Below are 17,072 nucleotides of genomic sequence, written 5' to 3' on the forward strand. Positions count from 1 at the left end.
TGCGGGGAGAGGCCTGTAGGGACCTCGTCGTCCCTACAGGAAGCGCAGGCGTAGCCGCAGCGGCGGTGAGGGGGCGGTTACGGGAGAGACGCCTTCGGTGAGTCCCCCTCACCTTCGCCTGCCGGCTTGCCGCGCCGACGACGAGGTCGTCGCGGCCCTCTCCCCGCGTGCGGGGAGAGGGGATGAAGGGGTAGCCGGATCGGCTGATCGGAGGCGGGCTCATGCCGCCTTCCTCCGCTCTGCCCCAGCCTGCCCGGCCGGCGCGGCGCGTTCCCCCGTAGCGCGCGCCCCCTGTCTCAGGAAATCCGCCTCGGCGAGCTTGGCCAGCACCAGCAGCAGCAGCCCGAGCGCTGCGACCGCGTAGGCATAGCCGGTCAGATCCCGCCGGGGGCGGATCTCGGTGTAGGGGATCGGGTCGCGCTCCAGCGCCTCGATCTGGCGCACGGCGCCGGCGACGGCCTCCGCGCCCTCCGCCTCGAAGGCGCGGTAGGGCACGGCGAGGCTCTTGAAGAACAGGTCGAGATGACGCTCGGGCGCGGCCTGGGGCGTGTCCTCGCCCGCGGGCTTGTCGTGGATCGAGGGCGAACCCTTGGTGCGCAGGAACAGCCAGTAGAGGTTCGGCCGCACCTTCGCGAATTCGGCCCGCAGCTGCGCCTGGATGCGCGGATCGATCACCGCCGCCCCGTCCGAGACCAGCAGCAGCGCCCGCGACACGCCGGGCGCCGCGGGGCCGAACTGCGACAGCGCCATCCCGAGGCCGCGGGCGACGTTGGTGTAGTCGAGGCCCGGCCGGTCGATCGCCGAGATCGCCGCGCGCACGGCGTCGCGCCGGTCGGTCATCGGCATCACCAGCATCGGCGCGGTCGAGAAGGCGGTGACGGCGAAGAGATCGTGTGCCCGCTCGCCGACGAAGGCGCCGAGGATGCGCCGCGAGGCCGCCGCCTTCGATTCCTCCTCGCCCGAGGGCTGACGGCCGGCAAAGGTCTCGTTCATGCTGCCGGAGCGGTCGATCAGCATCGACACCTGCGCGCCGATGCCGGTGCGGGTCACGCTCTCGCCCGCCCGATAGGGGCCGGCGAGCGCCACGATCAGCCCGGTGAGCGCCAGGAGGCCGGCCCCCGTCAGCACCGCGCTCAGGGCCGCCGAGAGCGGGTCCGCGGGTGCGGCCGAGACCGCGGAGATGGCGGTGCGGCGGGTGGCCGAGCGCAGCAACGGCAGAAGCGCCAGCGGCAGCAGCCACAGCAGCCAGGGCGTCGCCACGCCGAAGGAACCGAGGGGCGCGCCCATTAGGCGCTCCGCTCGGCGGCGGCGAGACGGGCGAGCAGAGCCTCTACGTCGCTCAACGGGAAGACCCGGGCGGCGGCCTCGGTCTCCCGGCCGAAGAACGCCTGCCGCGACGCCGCGAAGAATTTTTTCAGACCCTCCTCCTGCCCGCGGAAGGCGGAGTGGCCGGCGAGGAAAAGGGAGAGGTCGTCGGCCAGCACCCGGCGCCCGGCGGTGGCGTCGAGGGCGCGGTGCAGGGCGAGGAACGCCGCGCGGGTGCGATCATCGCCCTCAGCCTTGCGCTTCACCCGGCGCAGGGCCTTCAGGCCCAGGGCGAAGGGGCGCCCGCGCCGGGGCGCGAACGGCCCCCAGGCGCGGTCGCGGGCGAGCGGCACCAGGGCCAGCGCCGCGAGCGCCAGCAGGGTGAGCGCCGTGGCGGTCGCGGGCTGCGGATCGAGGCGCGGGGCCCGCCCGTCGGGGAGCAGGTATTCGGCCGGGTCGTCGCGGCGCTCGGGCTGCACTTCGCGCAACGGCGAGACGCCGATCTTCCAGGCCGGCACCTGCGCGGTCGCGGTGGTGAGCCCGCCCTTGCCGTCGCTCTCGATCGTCAGGGCGAAACCCGGCACGTCGAGAGTGCGGGAATCCAGCGCCGCGTAAAAATCCTGATAGGTCAGACGCAGGCGGATCAGGGTGGCGTCGCCCTCGCGCCGCTCCTCGACCGCGACCGACCGCAGATCGAGCCAGTAGGTGACCGGGCCGGGCTTCGGCAGCGACGGGCGCTGCAATGTGAATCCCGGATCGACCCGGATGTCGGCCTGCACCTGCACGAGGTCGCCGAGGAAGTAGCCGAAGGCGCGCGGCACGCGCAGTTCGACGCCGCGCACCTGGGCGAGCGCGGGTGAGGTGACGAGGATCAGGAGGACGAGGAGGAGCGCGCGCATCGTCACGTCGTCAGCAGGTGACGGGTCAACGCTTCCGCGTCGAAGCGGTCGGCGAGGCGGAAGGGGGGGCGGGCGAAGGGGGTACAGAGGCGGCGCAGGGTCTCGATCCGCTCGACCTCGCGCTGTCGCCAGCGGCGGCGCAAGCTCGGGCGCAGGAGGACGAGCCGGCGGCCGGCGCCCTCCAGATCGTCGAGTTCGACGAGGCCGAAGGCCGGCAGGCCGTCGTCCTCCAGCGTGTCGGCGAGCAGCACCGGCGTCACGTCGTGGAGGGCGAGCGCGGAGAGGACGCGGGTGATCGCGGCCTCCGGCCAACGGAAGTCCGAGACGAGGAAGACGAGCTTCGGGCGGCCCGCGAGCCGGCGCGCGGCCTCCATCAGCCCCTCGGCGCTGGCGCCCGCGCAGGTCGCCTCGCCGATCCGGGCGGCGGCGAGCGTCGCCGCGGCGCGGTGGCGGGTGGCGGGGAGGTAGAGGTCTTCGCGGAACGCGGCGTCCGCCGCCATCAGGCCGAAGCCGTCGCCGATGCGGGTCGCCGAGCGGGCGAGCGCGGTGCAGAAGGCCGTGGCGAGCCCGAGCCGGTCGGCCCGGCCGCGGAAGCGCATGGAGGCCGAGAGGTCGATCAGTGCGTAGGTCTCGACGGGGCTGCGCGCCTCGAACCTGCGCACCGCCACGCCCTCGAACGGATCGCGCAAGCTCGCGCGAATGTCGATGCGCCGGGCATCCGGCAGGCGCAGGAAGCTCACCGTGTCGCGAAACGTGCCGAGCCCCCCGGCGTCGCGCCCGCGATGGGCGCCGACCCGGTGGCCGCCCGGCCGCCAGCGCGGCCAATAGACGATGTCGGCCCCGTCCTCCGGGGCGCTCACGGGGCCGGCACCGTGTCGAACACGGCGCGGATCAGTTCGGGCACGATCTCCGAGCGGCGCATCTCGTAGACCGGTTCGAGGAAGACGCGGTGGGCCATCACCTCGGGGAAGACCGCGCGGATGTCCTCCGGCACCAGCCAGTCGCGGCCCTCCAGCCACGCCCGGACGCGGGCGGCGCGGACCAGAAAGGCGACGCCGCGGGGCGAGGCGCCGCCCTGCACCAGCCGCTCCATGTCGATTCCCGACAGGCGGATGCCGACGGCGGACGGGCGCACCAGCGCCTCCCACAGGCCGATGACGTAGGCCTCGATCGCTGCCTCCGCCCGCACCGCATGCTGGATCGCGCTGGCGATGGCGCCGATGCGATCGTGGTCGAGCACGCCCGCGCCGACGGCGTCCATCAGGCGGTCGGTGTCGTGGAAGCGCGGATCGAACACGAGGGCGCGGCGCGCCTCGGCATCGCGCGGCGCCTCCATGCCGATCTCCATCAGGAAGCGGTCGCGGGCAGCCGCCGGCAGCTCGAAGGTCTCCTCGCGCTCGACGCGGTTGCGGTCGGCGAAGACCTGGAGGTTCGGGAAGCGATATTCGCGGTTGAACGCCGCGACGCTGCGCTCGGCCATGATGCGCAGGAGCAGCGCGTGGACCTGGGGCCGGGCACGGTTGATCTCGTTGAAGAAGAACACCGACAGGTCCTGCGCCTGCCGCAGCACTGGGCCGGGCTCGACCCGCGGGCGCCCGTCCTCGCCGAGATAGGTGTGATAGATCAGGTCGGTCGGCATCATGTCGACCGTGCCCTCGACGCGCTCGTAGGCGCCGCCCAGGGCCCGCGCGACCGCGCGCAGCAGCGTGGTCTTGCCGACGCCGACATCGCCTTCGAGCATGACGTGGCCGCGGGCGAAGATCGCGATGGTGACGAGGCGGATCGCCCGCTCCTGGCCGACCACCGCCTTGGCGATCTCGCGCTCGAAACGCGTGGCGGCCTCCCGCCAATCGGTCAGCATCGCGTCGCCGGGGCGCAGGGTGTTCATTCGCCGGATGGGCCCTTTTTCGTTTTTTTAGGAGCGCCGGGCGCATCCCTCTTCCCTCTGCGGGAGAGGGTGGGCCTCGCGTCAGTGAGGAGCGGGTGAGGGGAGCGACGGCGCCGGACAATGCGGAGCCGGCCCCTCTCCCGCCTCGCATCCGCAGGGCACCCTCCCCCGCAGAAGGGGGGAGGGTTACTCAGCAGCGGATCAGTTCGCCGCGATCTTGCTGACGTCGTATTCCCACTTGCCGGTCTTCTTGAAGTTGTCGACGCGCTTCTTGTTGCGCTCTTCCATCTGCTTGATGGAATCGGCCTGCTTGTTCAGCTCCTTGGGGTCGTGCTTCGGGTCGTACTTCGAGCCGGCGATCTTTTCCGGGAAGCCGGGCTTGGGCTCCCAGCAATTGCCCGGGGCCTTGCACTTGGTGCCGTCATAGGCGGCGGCCGGGGCGGCGAAGCCCGCGGCGGCGATGACGGACACGGCGGCGATGAGCACGGTCTTCATGGTTTCCTCCGTTTTTTGGTTGCGTTGGTCGCGAGCGGCGAGCCGCCCCCTCGATCGCGCCGGGTGCGATCCGGCCCTGAAACCCGAAAGGATCACTCCTCCAGCGGCTTGCACTGGCCCTTGGCGTCCTTCGGGATGACGTCGCCCTGCTTGTAGGGCGTGTAAGCTTTCTTCTGCTCGTCGTTGAGCCACAGCGCATCCTGCTTCGGCCCCGTGTAGAGGTGCCGGATCCAGGCGATGGTCTGAAGCATCTCGTCGGGCGTCAGGTTCTCGTTGTGCGGGCCCATCATGCCGTTGGCGCCGCCGAAGATCGTCGCGAACAGGCCGACATCGGTCGTGTTGGACGGGTAGGTCCAGTAATTGTCGTTGAGGCCCGGCCCCAGCTTGCCTTCCGCCAAGTGGCCGTGGCAGCCGGAGCACGAGGTGGCGAACAGGCTCTCGCCGTTCCTCAGGCACGACTTGTCGTCGATGTAGAGATTCTCGCCGGTCTCGAGGAACTTCTTGACGGCCGGCGTGTCGCGGCCGCCCTCCTTGCCCTGGCTGACGTCGAGGTTCTCGCCCGTCACCGTGTTGCGGAACACGACGCCCGATTGCGGGGCCGATTGCGGCTGCGCGAGGGCCGTCAGGCCCGCGCCGCCGAGCACGACGAGCGTGGCGAGGGCGGTTGCGATCGTAGTCTTTCGCATCATCGGGATGAGTGTCGCTTCCTGAGATTTTTGTCGTTTTCTTCTGGGAGAGGTGCCGGCCCACGAGGGCCGGCGACCGAAAAATCAGTTCGAGACGGGGAGGACCGGCACGCCCTCTTCCTTCAGGATCGCCTCGATGCGGGGCTTGGCCTTGGCGATGGCCGCGTCGAGCTCGGTCTTCAACGCGGTGTCGGCGCGGCGCACGCCCATGGCCTGGTCGAAGCTCTGGGGCATCTTCCGGCCGTCGCTGCGGGTGGTGTCGTCGGGCACCGGCGTCACGCGCAGCTTGGTCGAGGAATCGCGCACGTAGCGGGCGACGTCCGGTCCGAAGGCCACCGCCACGTCGGCCTTGCCGGTGGCGACTTCGGAGACCATCCGACCCGGATCGATCTGGGTGTACTGGTTGCGCGGCGCGCGAAAGTTCACCAGCGAGTAGAGGTAGGCCATGTCCTCCTCGTAGCGGCCGATGTCCTTGAGCATCGCCTCGCCGGGGGTGCCGAAGCCGACCACCATGTGGTCGATCTCCTTCAGCCGCGGATCGCTCCACGACTTGATGTCGAGGTCGCGGTCGGCGCGGGTGATGAAGACGTAGCCCGAACGGTAATACGGCTTGGTGGTCAGCACGCGCTCGTCGTCGGCATCCAGCCCGACCACCACGTCGCAGACGTTCTTCTCGAGCCCGTCGCGCACGAGGTAGATCGCGGGCTTGCCGATCCAGACGAACTGGGCCTTGCGGTCCATCGCCTCGGCGACCGCGGTGGCGATCCGGTTCTCGAGCCCCGAGCCGTCCTTCATCGAGAGCGGCGGCTGCTCGGCGGCGCAGATGCGCAAGGAGCCGGCATCGGGTTTGGCCGGCGGCGTTGCCGCCTTCTCCTGCGCCAGAGCAGGGCCGGCGAGACCGAGAAGGGCGGCCAGGGCGACAGCGTGGGCGGTCGCGCGGCGGCGTCCGTTCGCGAGCGGCATCGTTCGTTTCCTCTGGGATTCTTCTTGGGGTCGTCGTCTGAGGCGACGGTTCCGGTGCCGGCTTATGCTGCCTGTATCCGGAGTATTCGGCTGTTCCTCCGAAGATCGGAGGCAAGGCCGGAACGGCGCGACTCTGATGGGGGAACGAGAGCCGCGCCGTCCCTGAATCCTCCCCCCTCTCGTCGAGAGGAGGAGGTTTCGATCGCTGGCCTTACTTGGCGGCCGACTTCCACTCGCCGACGTTCGGATCGTCGTAGGGACCCTTGCCGTCGAGCGAGAACACGATCACGCCGCCGCCCATCTGGGTGTAGTTGGCAAGCTTCTTGAAGGCGCCCACCGCGCCGAGACCGGCGGTCGGGTCGGCGAGGTCGAACACGAGGCCCACGCCCGGCCAGCCGCCGACGCCGTAGTAGATGGCGACGTACTGGTTGCCCTTGTGGGAGTAGGTCATCGGGTAGCCGATCGCGCCGGACGGCATCTTGAACTTCCAGAGAAGGTCACCCGTGTCGGAATCGCGCGCCTTCAGGTAGCCGTCGAGCGTGCCGTAGAAGACGAGGTCGCCCGCGGTCGCCATGGTACCGCCCCACACCGCGAAGCGCTCCATCTTCTCCCACTTGTAGTCGCCGGTGATCGCGTTGTACGCCTTGATCTGGCCGAGACCCTCGTAGTTCTGACGGTCGCCCTTCGGGCCCGGATACATGTTCAGCGTCGCACCGACGAAGAACTGACCCGCACGGTACGGAAGCATGAAGGGCTCCCAATCCATGCAGATGTGGTTGATGCCCATGAAGAACAGTTCACGCTTCGGATCGTAGGAATCGTGACCCTGGTTGTGGTAGCCCATCGCCGAGGGGCAGATGTCCTTGGCGAGGTGGTCCATCCGGGTGCCGTATTCCGGATCGCGCACCGGCTGGCCGGTCTTGAGATCGACCGACTTGAACACGTTGACCGTGTCGTCGAGCTTGTTGGCCGAGACCAGCGAGCCGTCGGTGCGGTCGAGGGTGTAGACGATGCCGTTGCGGTCTGGGTGGGTCAGCAGCTTGCGGGCCTTGCCGTCCTTGTCCTTCTGCTCGGAGAGCATCATGACGTTGACGCCGGCATAGTCCCACTCGTCGTGCGGGGTCTTCTGGTAGCCGAACTTGGCCTCACCCGTATCGGCGTCGCGGCCGAAGATCGTCATGGTCCACTTGTTGTCGCCCGGACGCATGGTCTCGTTCCACGGCGCCGGGTTGCCGGTGCCGAAGTAGATCAGGTTGGTGCCCGGGTCGTAGGCGTACCAGCCCCAGTTGGTGCCGCCGCCGATCTTCCAGGCGTCACCTTCCCAGGTGCCGGTGCCGAGGCCCTTCTGGCCGTAATGGGCGTTCTTGACGTTGAAGTCGTCGGCGAGCAGCAGGTCCTTGTCCGGACCGGTGGCATAGGCGCGCCACACCTGGGCGCCGGTCTTGACGTCGTAGGCGGTGAGGTAGCCGCGCACGCCGAGCTCGGCGCCGGACGAACCGATGATCACCTTGTCCTTGACTACGTAGGGGGCGATGGTGAGCGTCGAGCCGACCTTGATGTCGGAGTTTTCGACCTTCCACACCGTCTCGCCGGTCTCGGCGTTCAGCGCCGCGACGTGACCGTCGAGCTGCGTCTTGAGGATCAGCGACGGGGTCTTGCCGTCGCCCGGCCAGTAGGCGAGGCCGCGGTTGACGAGGTCGCAGCAGGCGACGGCGCGGGCGGCCGGGTTCTGCTTCGGCTTGTCCTGCCACAGGATATGGCCCGGATCGTCCAAGCCCAGCGCGAACGTGTTGTTCGGGAACGAGGTGTGGATGTACATCTTGCCGTCGACGACGAGCGGCGCGCCCTCGTGGCCGTTCAGCAGGCCGGTGGAGAAGGTCCACGACGGCTTGAGCTGCTTGACGTTCGATTTGTTGATCTGCTTGAGATCGCTGAAGTTGTTCGAATCGTAGTTCTTACCGGGCATCACCCAGTTGTCGTCGCTCTTCGACAGCTCGACCAGCTTGTCGTTGGCGAACGCCCCGCTCGACAGGGCCACCGGCGCGAGCGCCAGCATCGCCAGTGCCGAGACCGATGTCACGTATCTGCTCATCCTGCGTCTCCTCGCTCAACCGCCACGCCTTTCGGCCTCGCGGCACCACTCAGATTTCTTAAGTCCGAGGTCCAGGCTCGCTTCCAAGTCGATCCACGATCCGCATCGAGTCCCTAAGCATTCCCTTAGAGCAGCGCGGCCTTATGAAAGACTTATTAGCGCCCCTTCGCCTATAATTTCTAGGACTTTATTGGAGGACATGTCTTCAGGTGGTCGGACATTTGTTGGCGGGAGCATAAGGCAAACTTAAGTTTGCCGTCCGGTAGGTGCAGCGCACACTTGACCGGCTTTGCTCTGCGCGCCACCACTTCGCCTCAACGGGCCCTCGTCGAAGCGGCTCGACCGGGAGCCGGGGGAGACACTTTGTCCATGGGAGGAGGCCTAGGCTCCGGGCGGCGTCGGCTGCGCGCACTCGTGCTCATCGGATGCGTGGCGGCGCTCGCGCTCACGCCGGCGCGCGCGTCGGAGGAGACGCCCGATCCGATCGATGTGGACGCCACCGGCGCGCTCTATCCCCGCGACGGGCGCCGCGACCTCACCGCCGAGGACCGCCAACGCTTTCCCGGCGCGGGCGTGCTGTGGTGCCGCCGCTCCGACGGGGTGCCGCGCAAGGCGGCGGCCGCGTGGCTGATCGGCGCGCCGACGCTGGTGATGCTGAACGCCCACAATTTCCGCAACCGCCAGCTCGAGACGACGCGGATCGTGGCGGATTGCTACTTCCAGATCGGCGGCCGCAACTACGACTTCGTCGCCGACAGCTTGGCGCTCGGCGTGGCCCGCGACGCCGAGCGGCTGCACATCACCGACGACTGGGCGCTGCTGCGCCTCGCCCACGCCGCCGAGGCGCCGGCCCAGCCCCTGCCCGAGGCGCCCCCGGCCCTGACGACGGGCGACCAGACGCTGCCGGTCACCATGGTCTCGCCGGGCGGCCACGGCAATTACCGGGGCGAGGCCAGCCTGGAGACCTGCACCATCCGCCGGGTCGATCCGCCGACCGAGGGCGGCACGCGGCGGGCCCGCCACGATTGCAACGACGGCTACGGCGGCTCGGGCTCGGGCCTGTTCGACGAGGCGGGCCGGATGGTGGCGATGCAGAGCGCCTCGCTCTCGATGAACTCGCGCCACGCCTTCGATATCGAGTTCCATTACGGCTCGGCCCTGCTGATCGAGGGCGCCCTGCTCGACGCCCTGCGCGAGGCGGCGGGACGGCCGAACGGCGCGCCGTGATCGTGCCCTGCCCGGCCTGCTCGGGACTCGGTCCCGGCATGGCGCCGGGCGGCGCGGCGCGCGGTCAGATGTAGGTCGAGGCGAGCGCGGGCGAACCTTCGAGCGCGTGGGCGAGCACTTCCAGGCCGTGGGTGATCTGCGGCCGAGTCGAGGGGCCGCCGAGGCACAGGCGCACCGCCTCGGGCGGCGTGCCGGAGACGCAGAACGGGTCGCTGCCGACGACGCCGAGCCCGGCCGAGCGACCCTGGCTGGCGAAGGCCGCGCGGGTCCAGCCCTCCGGCAACGTGATCCAGACGTGGAAGCCGTGCGGATCGGCGGTGTAGGTCTCGCGCGGCAGCAAAGCGGCGGCGATGCGCTGGCGCGCGGCCGATTCCTCGCGGACGAACTGCACGATCGCGTCCGCCGTGCCGTCCATGATCCAGCGCGTCGCCAGGGCGGTGGCGATCGGCGAGGCCATGACGGTCGCCGTGCGCAACGATCCTGCGAGGGGCAGCGCCGCGCGCGCATTCGGGGCGATGAGGAAGGCGAGGCGCAAGCCCGCGCCCAGGCACTTGGCCAGACCCGCCACGTAGTAGGTGATCTCGGGCGCGAGTTCGGAAAAGCTCGGCGGCGGCATCGGACAGAGATGCGCGTAGGCGTCGTCCTCGATGATGCTGACGGCGTAGCGTCGCGCCACCGCGACGATCGCTTCGCGCCTTGCCCGCGGCAGGGTCGCGGTGGTCGGGTTCTGCAGGAGCGGATTCAGGTAGATCGCCTTCGGGGCGACCCGCGTGCAGGCGGCGGCGAAGGCGTCGGGATCGACCCCGTGCCGGTCCATCGGCAGGCCGACGAGGCGCAGGCCCAGATGCGCCGCGAGCGCGCGGATGCCCGGATAGGTGATGCACTCGGCGCAGATCGCCTCGCCCGGTCGGGCGACCTGGGCCAGCACGCCGGAGAGCGCGCTGTGCGCGCCGGGGCAGATCAGCAGCCGCTCCCGCGCCGCCTCGATCCCGCGGCCCCTCAGCCAGCGTAGCGCCGCCTCCTTGTCCGCGTCGGTCCCGCCGAAGCCCTGGTAGCGCAGCAGGTTCGTGAGATCGCCGGACAGCTCGGCGAACGCGGCCTGCATCCGGGCCCGCAAAGCCGGGGCGTCGGGCTCGGGCGGCAGGTTCATGGTAAAGTCGGCCGGCCCCACCCGCGGCGGGGTGGTATCCGAGCGCGGCGCACGCCCCGGATCGACCACGAAGGTGCCCTGGCCGACGCGCCCCTCGATCAGCCCGCGCTGGTGCGCCTCGACATAGCCCCGCGACACCGTGGTGAAGTTCAGGCCGAGCGCCTCGGCCAGCGCCCGCTGGGTCGGCAGGCGCGTACCCGGCGTGAGTCGCCCGGTGCGGATGTCGTCGGCCAGCGCCTCGGCGATGGCGCGATAATGCGGCTTGCCCCAGCGCTTGAGGTCGGGCGCCCAGCCCCGCGCGGCGCCCTCCGGGCCTGCATCTCCGCCGCGTTCGGTCGCCGCCATCCGCTCAGGTCTCCGCTGCGTCACGATGCGATCAATGGTCGATTGTATGGCCTGCAATCGCCGTACCGTCGGACAACACGGCAGAGTCGGAAACAAAAATCCATACAATCCCGACAATTCATGGCCTGCGAACAAGCAGACATTGATCACAAGCTACGCATCGCCTGCCGACGATTTGGGCGCAGCCCGCTGTAGTCGAGCAGGGCAATCCCGATCGATTGATCGGATATTTGTATGCATCCTATTCGAGCGCATTGATCGGCGCCGAGTCCGGAGCGGCTTGGCATCCGGATTGCCATGAGGGGCCCGTGGCCGTCGGCGGCTCGAACGTCGCGGCCTCATCCTTCAAGGAGCGAGAGCCATGCCTGCCGTGAACCGCGAGCCGCACAAGAAGGGCGACTTCCTGGTCGATTACGAGGAGAAGGTCTTCGAGGACGTGAAGGCGGAGCCGGGCCAGAAGGCGCTCGTCACCTTCCACACCGTCGCGTTCGAGGGCTCGATCGGCCTCGTGAACCTGCTCCAGGCGACGCGCCTGCAGCGCAAGGGCTTCGACACCTCGATCCTGCTCTACGGCCCCGGCATCACGCTCGGCGTCCAGCGCGGCTTCCCGCGGCTCGGCGACGAGGCGTTTCCGGGCCATCTCAACTTCAACAACCAGCTGGAAAAATTCATGTCCGAGGGCGGCAAGGTCTATGCCTGCCGGTTCTCGACCCAGGCGCTCTACGGCCACGGCGAGGCCGCCTTCATCGAGGGCATCCGCATGATCAACCCCCTCGACGTGCTCGACTGCATCCTCCTGCACAAGCGCGACAACGCGGTGATCCTCGACACTTGGACCGTCTGAGCATCCCGGCGGTCGCGCCCCGCGGCCGTCGTCTCACGTCGGAGGATCAGCCATGTCGGACAGCCGGATCGTGCGGGCCGCCGCCGTCCAGATCGCGCCGGATCTTGAGCGGCCGGACGGCACCCTGGAGCGCGTGCTCAACGCCATCGAAGAGGCCGCGGCCAAGGGCGCGCGCTTCATGGTCTTCCCCGAGACCTTCCTGCCCTACTACCCGTACTTCTCCTTCGTGCTGCCGCCCGCCATGCAGGGCGCCGAGCACATCAAACTCTACGAGCGCGCCGTCACCGTGCCCGGCCCCGTCACGCAGGCGGTCTCGGCCGCCGCGCGGCGCCACGGTGCCGTGGTCGTGCTCGGCGTCAACGAGCGCGACCACGGCTCGCTCTACAACGCGCAGCTGATCTTCGACGCCGACGGCAGCCTGAAGCTCAAGCGGCGCAAGATCACGCCCACCTACCACGAGCGCATGATCTGGGGTCAGGGCGACGGCGCCGGCCTCGACGTGGTGGACACCGCCGTCGGGCGCGTCGGGGCGCTGGCCTGCTGGGAGCATTACAACCCGCTCGCCCGCTACGCCCTCATGGCGCGCCACGAGGAGATCCATGCGGCGCAGTTTCCGGGCTCGCTGGTCGGCCAGATCTTCGCCGACCAGATGGAGGTGACGATCCGCCACCACGCGTTGGAGGCCGCCTGCTTCGTGGTCAACGCCACCGGCTGGCTCACCGACGAACAGGTGGTCCAGGTCTGCCCCGACGAGCGCCTGCGCGGCGCCTGCCGCGGCGGCAATTGCACCGCCATCGTCTCGCCCGAGGGGCGGCACCTCGCCGAGCCGCTGCGGGAGGGCGAGGGTGTCCTGATCGCCGACATGGACCTCGCGCTGGTGACCAAGCGCAAGCGGATGATGGACTCGGTCGGCCACTACGCCCGGCCCGAACTCCTGAGCCTCGTCCACGACGACCGCCCGGCCCCGTTCGTGCACCGGCCGGCCCGCACTCAGTCCGAATCCCGGAGCCTCGACCATGAGCAGCAGCCCGCTTCCGACGAGTCTTCCCTCCGTGGCACCGGCCGTGACGGGTCTGGTCGGGATGCCGACGGAGCGCCTGATCAACGCGTTGCAATCATACGGCGTTAGGCTCGCCGACAGCCGCGCCGGGGCCCCGAGCCGCCGCGGCGGGGCGGGCCCGTCCGACCACAAGGCCATGACCATCGCGGGCCGCACCGTGATGGTGCCGGTCCACACCGAGGCGGCCTTCGACTCGCCCTTCCTCGTGCGCCGCCCGGATGCCGACGGCGTGTCGGTGATCGAGCACGACGGCGCGGTGATCGGGCACGCGACCTTCCCCGGCAAGCCGCGCTTCTACGCCCTTTCGACCTTCGACGGCGTGCCCTATTCCAAGATCGCCGTACTGCACGGGCGCGACGTGCTCGCCACCACCGTGCTGCAGACCTGCATCCGCTACGCCAGCCGCACCAAGACCTGCCGGTTCTGCTCCATCGGCCAGTCGCTGAGCGCCGGCCGCACGATCGCGCACAAGAGCCCGGCGCAGCTGGCGGAAGTCGCCCGCGCCGCCGTGCTGCTCGACGGCGTGCGGCACATGGTGATGACGACGGGCACGCCGAACGCCACCGACCGCGGCGCGGGCGTGCTGTGCGAGAGCGCGTTCGCCGTGAAGGCGGCGGTCGATCTGCCGATCCAGGCGCAGTGCGAGCCGCCCGACGACGACCGCTGGTTCGAGCGGATGAAGGCGTCCGGCATCGACGCGCTGGGCATGCATCTGGAGGCCGTGACGCCCGACGTGCGCGCCCGGATCATGCCCGGCAAGGCGTCGGTGCCGCTGGAGCGGTACTTTGCCGCCTTCGAAGCCGCCGTGCCGGTCTTCGGCCGCGGTCAGGTCTCGACCTACATTCTGGCGGGCCTCGGCGACGCGCCCGAGGCGATCCTGGCCACCGCCGAGCGCCTGATCGGGCTCGGCGTCTATCCCTTCGTCGTGCCGTTCGTGCCGATCTCGGGCACGCCGCTGGAGAGCCATCCGGCGCCCTCGCCGGATTTCATGCACGCCATCCTCAAGCCGCTCGCCGACCTGTTGGCGCGCGCGAATCTGCGCTCGGCCGACATCAAGGCCGGCTGCGGGCGTTGCGGCGCCTGCTCGGCTTTGTCCAGCTACGAGCGCACGGGGGCGGCGGCATGATCCTCGACCCCGTTCCGCCGTACCGGCCGAGCCACTTCCATGTGAAGTTCGCGGTGGCCCCCTGGGAGCGGCGCGCCTGCGCGGCGCTCCGGCGGCAGGTCTTCTGCACCGAGCAAGGCATTTTCCGGGGCGACGACCGCGACGCCATCGACGCGCAAGCGATTCCCATCTGCGCCCTCTCGACGCTCAGCGGCGAGGCCGACGCCGTCGTCGGCACGGTCCGCATCCACGAGGCCGCCCCCGGCGAGTGGTGGGGCTCGCGCCTGGCCGTCGCCCCCGCCTTCCGCGGCACGGCGGCGCTCGGGGCCGGGCTGATCCAGGTCGCCGTGTCCTCCGCCCATGCTCGCGGCTGCACCCGCTTCCTCGCCCACGTGCAGGAGAAGAACGTCGCGCTGTTCGAGGCGCTGCACTGGGACAGCCTGGACCGGATCGACCTGCACGGGCGGCCCCATCGCCTGATGCAGGCCGAGCTGTCGGCCTACCCGCCGATGCACGACCCCGAATGGGGCCTCATCACCCTCGCCAAGGTCGCTTGATGGGCATGCCCCTCGATCTCCCCGCGCTCGCCCGTGGGATCCGCGAGGCGCGCGGCCTCGCCCACAAGCGCGACATCGACGCCGTCGTCGCGCGGCTCGGGCTCGGGGGGCGGCACGCAATGGTCCCGGTCGGCGACGATTGTGCCGCGATCCCCGACGGCGACGGCCACCTGCTCTTCGCCATCGAGGGATTCCTCGACGGGTTCGTCTCCGTCGACCCGTACTTTGCCGGCTATTGCGGCATCATGGTCAACCTCAGCGACGTGGCGGCCATGGGCGGGCGCCCGCTCGCGGTGGTCGATGCCCTGTGGAGCCGGGACGCGGCGACCGCCGACCCGATCCTGGCCGGGCTCTCGGACGCGGCTTCGCTCTACGGTGTGCCGATCGTCGGCGGCCACACCAACACCCGCGCGGGCGCTGCCAACCTCGCGGTCGCGGTGCTCGGCCGGGCGGGCCCGCGCCTGCTGACGAGCTTCGACGCGGCGCCGGGCGACGACCTGATCGCGGCCATCGACCTGCGCGGGCGCTTCCGCGAGCCGAATCCTTACTGGGACGCCTCGACCGGGGTACCGGGGAATCGCCTGCGCGGCGACCTCGCCCTGCTGCCGGGCCTCGCCGAGGACGGGCTGGCGGTGGCCGCCAAGGACATCAGCATGGCCGGCATCGTCGGCACCGCGCTGATGCTGCTCGAATGCTCGCGGGTCGGCGGCGTCATCGACCTCGCCGCGATCCCCCGCCCGGACGGCGTGCCGCTCGCCCGCTGGCTCACCGCCTTCCCGAGCTTCGGCTTCCTCCTCGCCGTCCGCCCCGACCGCACGCCGGCCGTGCTTGCGCGCTTCACCGAGCGCGGCATCGCGGCGGCCGGGATCGGGCGCCTCGACGCGAGCCGCGTCGCGCGCATCCGCGATCGCGCGGAGGAGGCCGTGGTCTGGGATTTCGTCGGCGGCCCGCTCATCGGTTGCGGCCGGACTGACGCGAAGGCCGCGCCGTGACCGGCCTGCGCATCGCCGTCCTGACCCACTCGACCAACCCGCGCGGCGGCGTCGCCCATTGCCTTGCGCTGGCCGAGGCGCTCTGCGCCATGGGCCACGAGGCGGTGGTCCACGCCCCCGACCCCACCGGCCGCGGCTTCTTTCGCGATGCGGCCTGCCCGACCGTGTCGGTCGCCTCCCGATCCGTCGGCGAGACGACCGTCGAGCGCGTTCGCGCCCGCATCAACGACTACCTCCGCCATTTCGGGACGCCGGCGGCCTGCGACTTCGACGTGTTCCACGCCCATGACGGGATCGGTGGCAACGCGCTCGCCACCCTCCGGCACCGGCGCCTGATCCCGCGCTTCGCCCGCACGATCCACCACATCGACAGCTTCACCGACCCGCTGCTGGCGGACTGGCAGGAGCGCTCGATCCGCGAGGCCACGCGCCTGCTCTGCGTCAGCCGCCTTTGGGCCGACCGGATCGCCGACGAGCTCGGCACCCGGGCCGACATCGTCGGCAACGGCGTGGACCTCGCGGTCTATCGCAGCACGCCGAGCGAGGTGGACGCGGCCGTGCGGGCACGCCTTGGCCTCGGCGCCGGGCCGGTGATCCTCGCTGTCGGCGGCTTCGAGGAGCGCAAGAACACCGCCGGCATCGTCGCGGCCTTCGCCCGCCTGCGGCAGAGCCACGCCGGAGCGCAACTCGTGGTCGCGGGCGGTGCCTCGCTCCTCGACCACGCCGCCTACCGCGCCCGCTGCCACGCGCTGCTTGCGACGCACGGCCTCGACGTCGGTATCGGCCAATTCGTGATCGAGACCGGCCCCGTGCCGCAGGCCGAGATGCCGGCGCTCTACCGGATCGCCGACGCGCTGGCCTTCCCCTCGTGGAAGGAGGGTTTCGGGCTCTGCGTGCTGGAGGCGATGGCCTGCGGCACGCCGACAATCGTCTCGCGGCTCGCGCCCTTTACCGAATACCTCGCGGAAACCGACGCCCTGTTCGTCGATCCGGCCGATTCCGAGGCCATCGCCGCGGCGATGGCGCAGGCGCTGGTGCCGGACATCCGCGCGCGGCTGCGGGCCGCCGCCCCGGCGCGGGTCGCCGCCCATTCCTGGCGCGCCTGCGCGGAGCGCCATGGACCCGCCTACGCGGTCTGCGCCCGCGCCCGACAGGAGCCGATCCATGCCTGAGATGCGCTTCCACGTCCGCTGGCCCGATGGGCGGCGCGAGGCCTGCTACTCGCCCTCGCTCGTCGTGAAGGAGTTTTTCGCCCCCGGCGAAAGCTACCCCCTCGACGACTTCGTCGAGAAGACCCGCACGGCGCTGACCATCGCCAGCGACCGGGTGCGGGAGAAGTACGGGTTCAGTTGCTCGGCCGCCCTCGACCAGCTCGCCCGGATCGAGGCCGCCGCCGAGCGGCAGGCGCCGGGCGGCCACGTCACCGTCGAGGCCTTCGAGCCCTGAGCCGACACGCCCCTCTCA

The 17,072-nt window shown here is 70.5% G+C and carries 17 protein-coding genes; 8 read left to right on the forward strand and 9 right to left on the reverse strand.

Going from position 1 to position 17,072, the window contains the following annotated elements; translation table 11 throughout:
- Positions 1-219 precede the first annotated feature (219 nt).
- From ASG52_RS03505 to ASG52_RS03540, 8 genes are all read right to left on the reverse strand, one after another.
- Complete coding sequence (locus tag ASG52_RS03505) at positions 220-1,287, reverse strand: vWA domain-containing protein (protein ID WP_056239064.1); 1,068 nt, start codon at positions 1,285-1,287, stop codon at positions 220-222.
- A complete protein-coding gene (locus ASG52_RS03510; protein ID WP_056239067.1) occupies positions 1,287-2,204 on the reverse strand; it encodes a hypothetical protein in 918 nt (305 codons plus the stop codon). The genes ASG52_RS03505 and ASG52_RS03510 overlap by 1 nt, the downstream gene beginning before the upstream one ends.
- Before the next feature lie 2 nt (positions 2,205-2,206).
- Complete coding sequence (locus tag ASG52_RS03515; protein ID WP_056239069.1) at positions 2,207-3,064, reverse strand: DUF58 domain-containing protein; 858 nt, start codon at positions 3,062-3,064, stop codon at positions 2,207-2,209.
- Positions 3,061-4,092, reverse strand: coding sequence for an AAA family ATPase (locus ASG52_RS03520; RefSeq protein WP_056239072.1), 1,032 nt, complete (start codon positions 4,090-4,092; stop codon positions 3,061-3,063). Before ASG52_RS03520 ends, ASG52_RS03515 begins: the two co-directional genes overlap by 4 nt.
- A gap of 201 nt (positions 4,093-4,293) precedes the next feature.
- Positions 4,294-4,587 (reverse strand): methanol dehydrogenase [cytochrome c] subunit, encoded by a 294-nt coding sequence (locus ASG52_RS03525; RefSeq protein ID WP_056239075.1) that lies wholly within the window; start codon positions 4,585-4,587, stop codon positions 4,294-4,296.
- Between the two features lie 92 nt (positions 4,588-4,679).
- Positions 4,680-5,273, reverse strand: coding sequence for a cytochrome c(L), periplasmic (gene moxG, locus ASG52_RS03530; RefSeq protein ID WP_502691026.1), 594 nt, complete (start codon positions 5,271-5,273; stop codon positions 4,680-4,682).
- An 84-nt stretch (positions 5,274-5,357) separates the two neighbouring features.
- A complete protein-coding gene (gene moxJ, locus ASG52_RS03535) occupies positions 5,358-6,236 on the reverse strand; it encodes a methanol oxidation system protein MoxJ (RefSeq protein ID WP_056239080.1) in 879 nt (292 codons plus the stop codon).
- A 211-nt stretch (positions 6,237-6,447) separates the two neighbouring features.
- Positions 6,448-8,328, reverse strand: coding sequence for a methanol/ethanol family PQQ-dependent dehydrogenase (locus ASG52_RS03540; protein ID WP_056239083.1), 1,881 nt, complete (start codon positions 8,326-8,328; stop codon positions 6,448-6,450).
- Between the two features lie 369 nt (positions 8,329-8,697).
- Here ASG52_RS03540 and ASG52_RS03545 point away from each other — a divergent pair, with 369 nt between their 5' ends.
- A complete protein-coding gene (locus tag ASG52_RS03545; protein WP_056239085.1) occupies positions 8,698-9,555 on the forward strand; it encodes a S1 family peptidase in 858 nt (285 codons plus the stop codon).
- 64 nt (positions 9,556-9,619) lie between these two features.
- Here ASG52_RS03545 and ASG52_RS03550 read toward each other — a convergent pair whose 3' ends face one another.
- The gene (locus ASG52_RS03550) at positions 9,620-11,050 is read right to left on the reverse strand and encodes an aminotransferase-like domain-containing protein (RefSeq protein WP_056239088.1); all 1,431 of its coding nucleotides are present in this window, start codon (positions 11,048-11,050) and stop codon (positions 9,620-9,622) included.
- Between the two features lie 361 nt (positions 11,051-11,411).
- Between ASG52_RS03550 and ASG52_RS03555 the strand changes: the two genes are divergently transcribed.
- From ASG52_RS03555 to ASG52_RS03585, 7 genes are read left to right on the forward strand one after another with little or no spacing between them, the layout of a single operon-like run.
- Positions 11,412-11,894: an MSMEG_0572/Sll0783 family nitrogen starvation response protein gene (locus tag ASG52_RS03555; RefSeq protein ID WP_056239089.1), complete on the forward strand. Its 483-nt coding sequence runs from the start codon at positions 11,412-11,414 to the stop codon at positions 11,892-11,894.
- A gap of 52 nt (positions 11,895-11,946) precedes the next feature.
- Entirely contained in the window at positions 11,947-13,023 is a 1,077-nt protein-coding gene (locus tag ASG52_RS03560) for a Nit6803 family nitrilase (protein WP_056239092.1), read from the forward strand.
- Entirely contained in the window at positions 12,977-14,080 is a 1,104-nt protein-coding gene (locus ASG52_RS03565) for an MSMEG_0568 family radical SAM protein (protein WP_056239506.1), read from the forward strand. Before ASG52_RS03560 ends, ASG52_RS03565 begins: the two co-directional genes overlap by 47 nt.
- Positions 14,077-14,616, forward strand: coding sequence for an MSMEG_0567/Sll0786 family nitrogen starvation N-acetyltransferase (locus tag ASG52_RS03570; protein WP_056239095.1), 540 nt, complete (start codon positions 14,077-14,079; stop codon positions 14,614-14,616). Before ASG52_RS03565 ends, ASG52_RS03570 begins: the two co-directional genes overlap by 4 nt.
- Entirely contained in the window at positions 14,616-15,608 is a 993-nt protein-coding gene (locus ASG52_RS03575) for a sll0787 family AIR synthase-like protein (protein ID WP_056239098.1), read from the forward strand. The genes ASG52_RS03570 and ASG52_RS03575 overlap by 1 nt, the downstream gene beginning before the upstream one ends.
- Positions 15,605-16,780 (forward strand): MSMEG_0565 family glycosyltransferase, encoded by a 1,176-nt coding sequence (locus ASG52_RS03580; RefSeq protein WP_056239101.1) that lies wholly within the window; start codon positions 15,605-15,607, stop codon positions 16,778-16,780. Before ASG52_RS03575 ends, ASG52_RS03580 begins: the two co-directional genes overlap by 4 nt.
- Positions 16,773-17,054, forward strand: a complete 282-nt coding sequence (locus ASG52_RS03585; RefSeq protein WP_056239104.1) for an MSMEG_0570 family nitrogen starvation response protein — start codon at positions 16,773-16,775, stop codon at positions 17,052-17,054. The genes ASG52_RS03580 and ASG52_RS03585 overlap by 8 nt, the downstream gene beginning before the upstream one ends.
- The last annotated feature ends 18 nt before the right edge of the window (positions 17,055-17,072 follow it).

The organism is Methylobacterium sp. Leaf456 (assembly GCF_001425465.1).
Classification (GTDB): domain Bacteria; phylum Pseudomonadota; class Alphaproteobacteria; order Rhizobiales; family Beijerinckiaceae; genus Methylobacterium.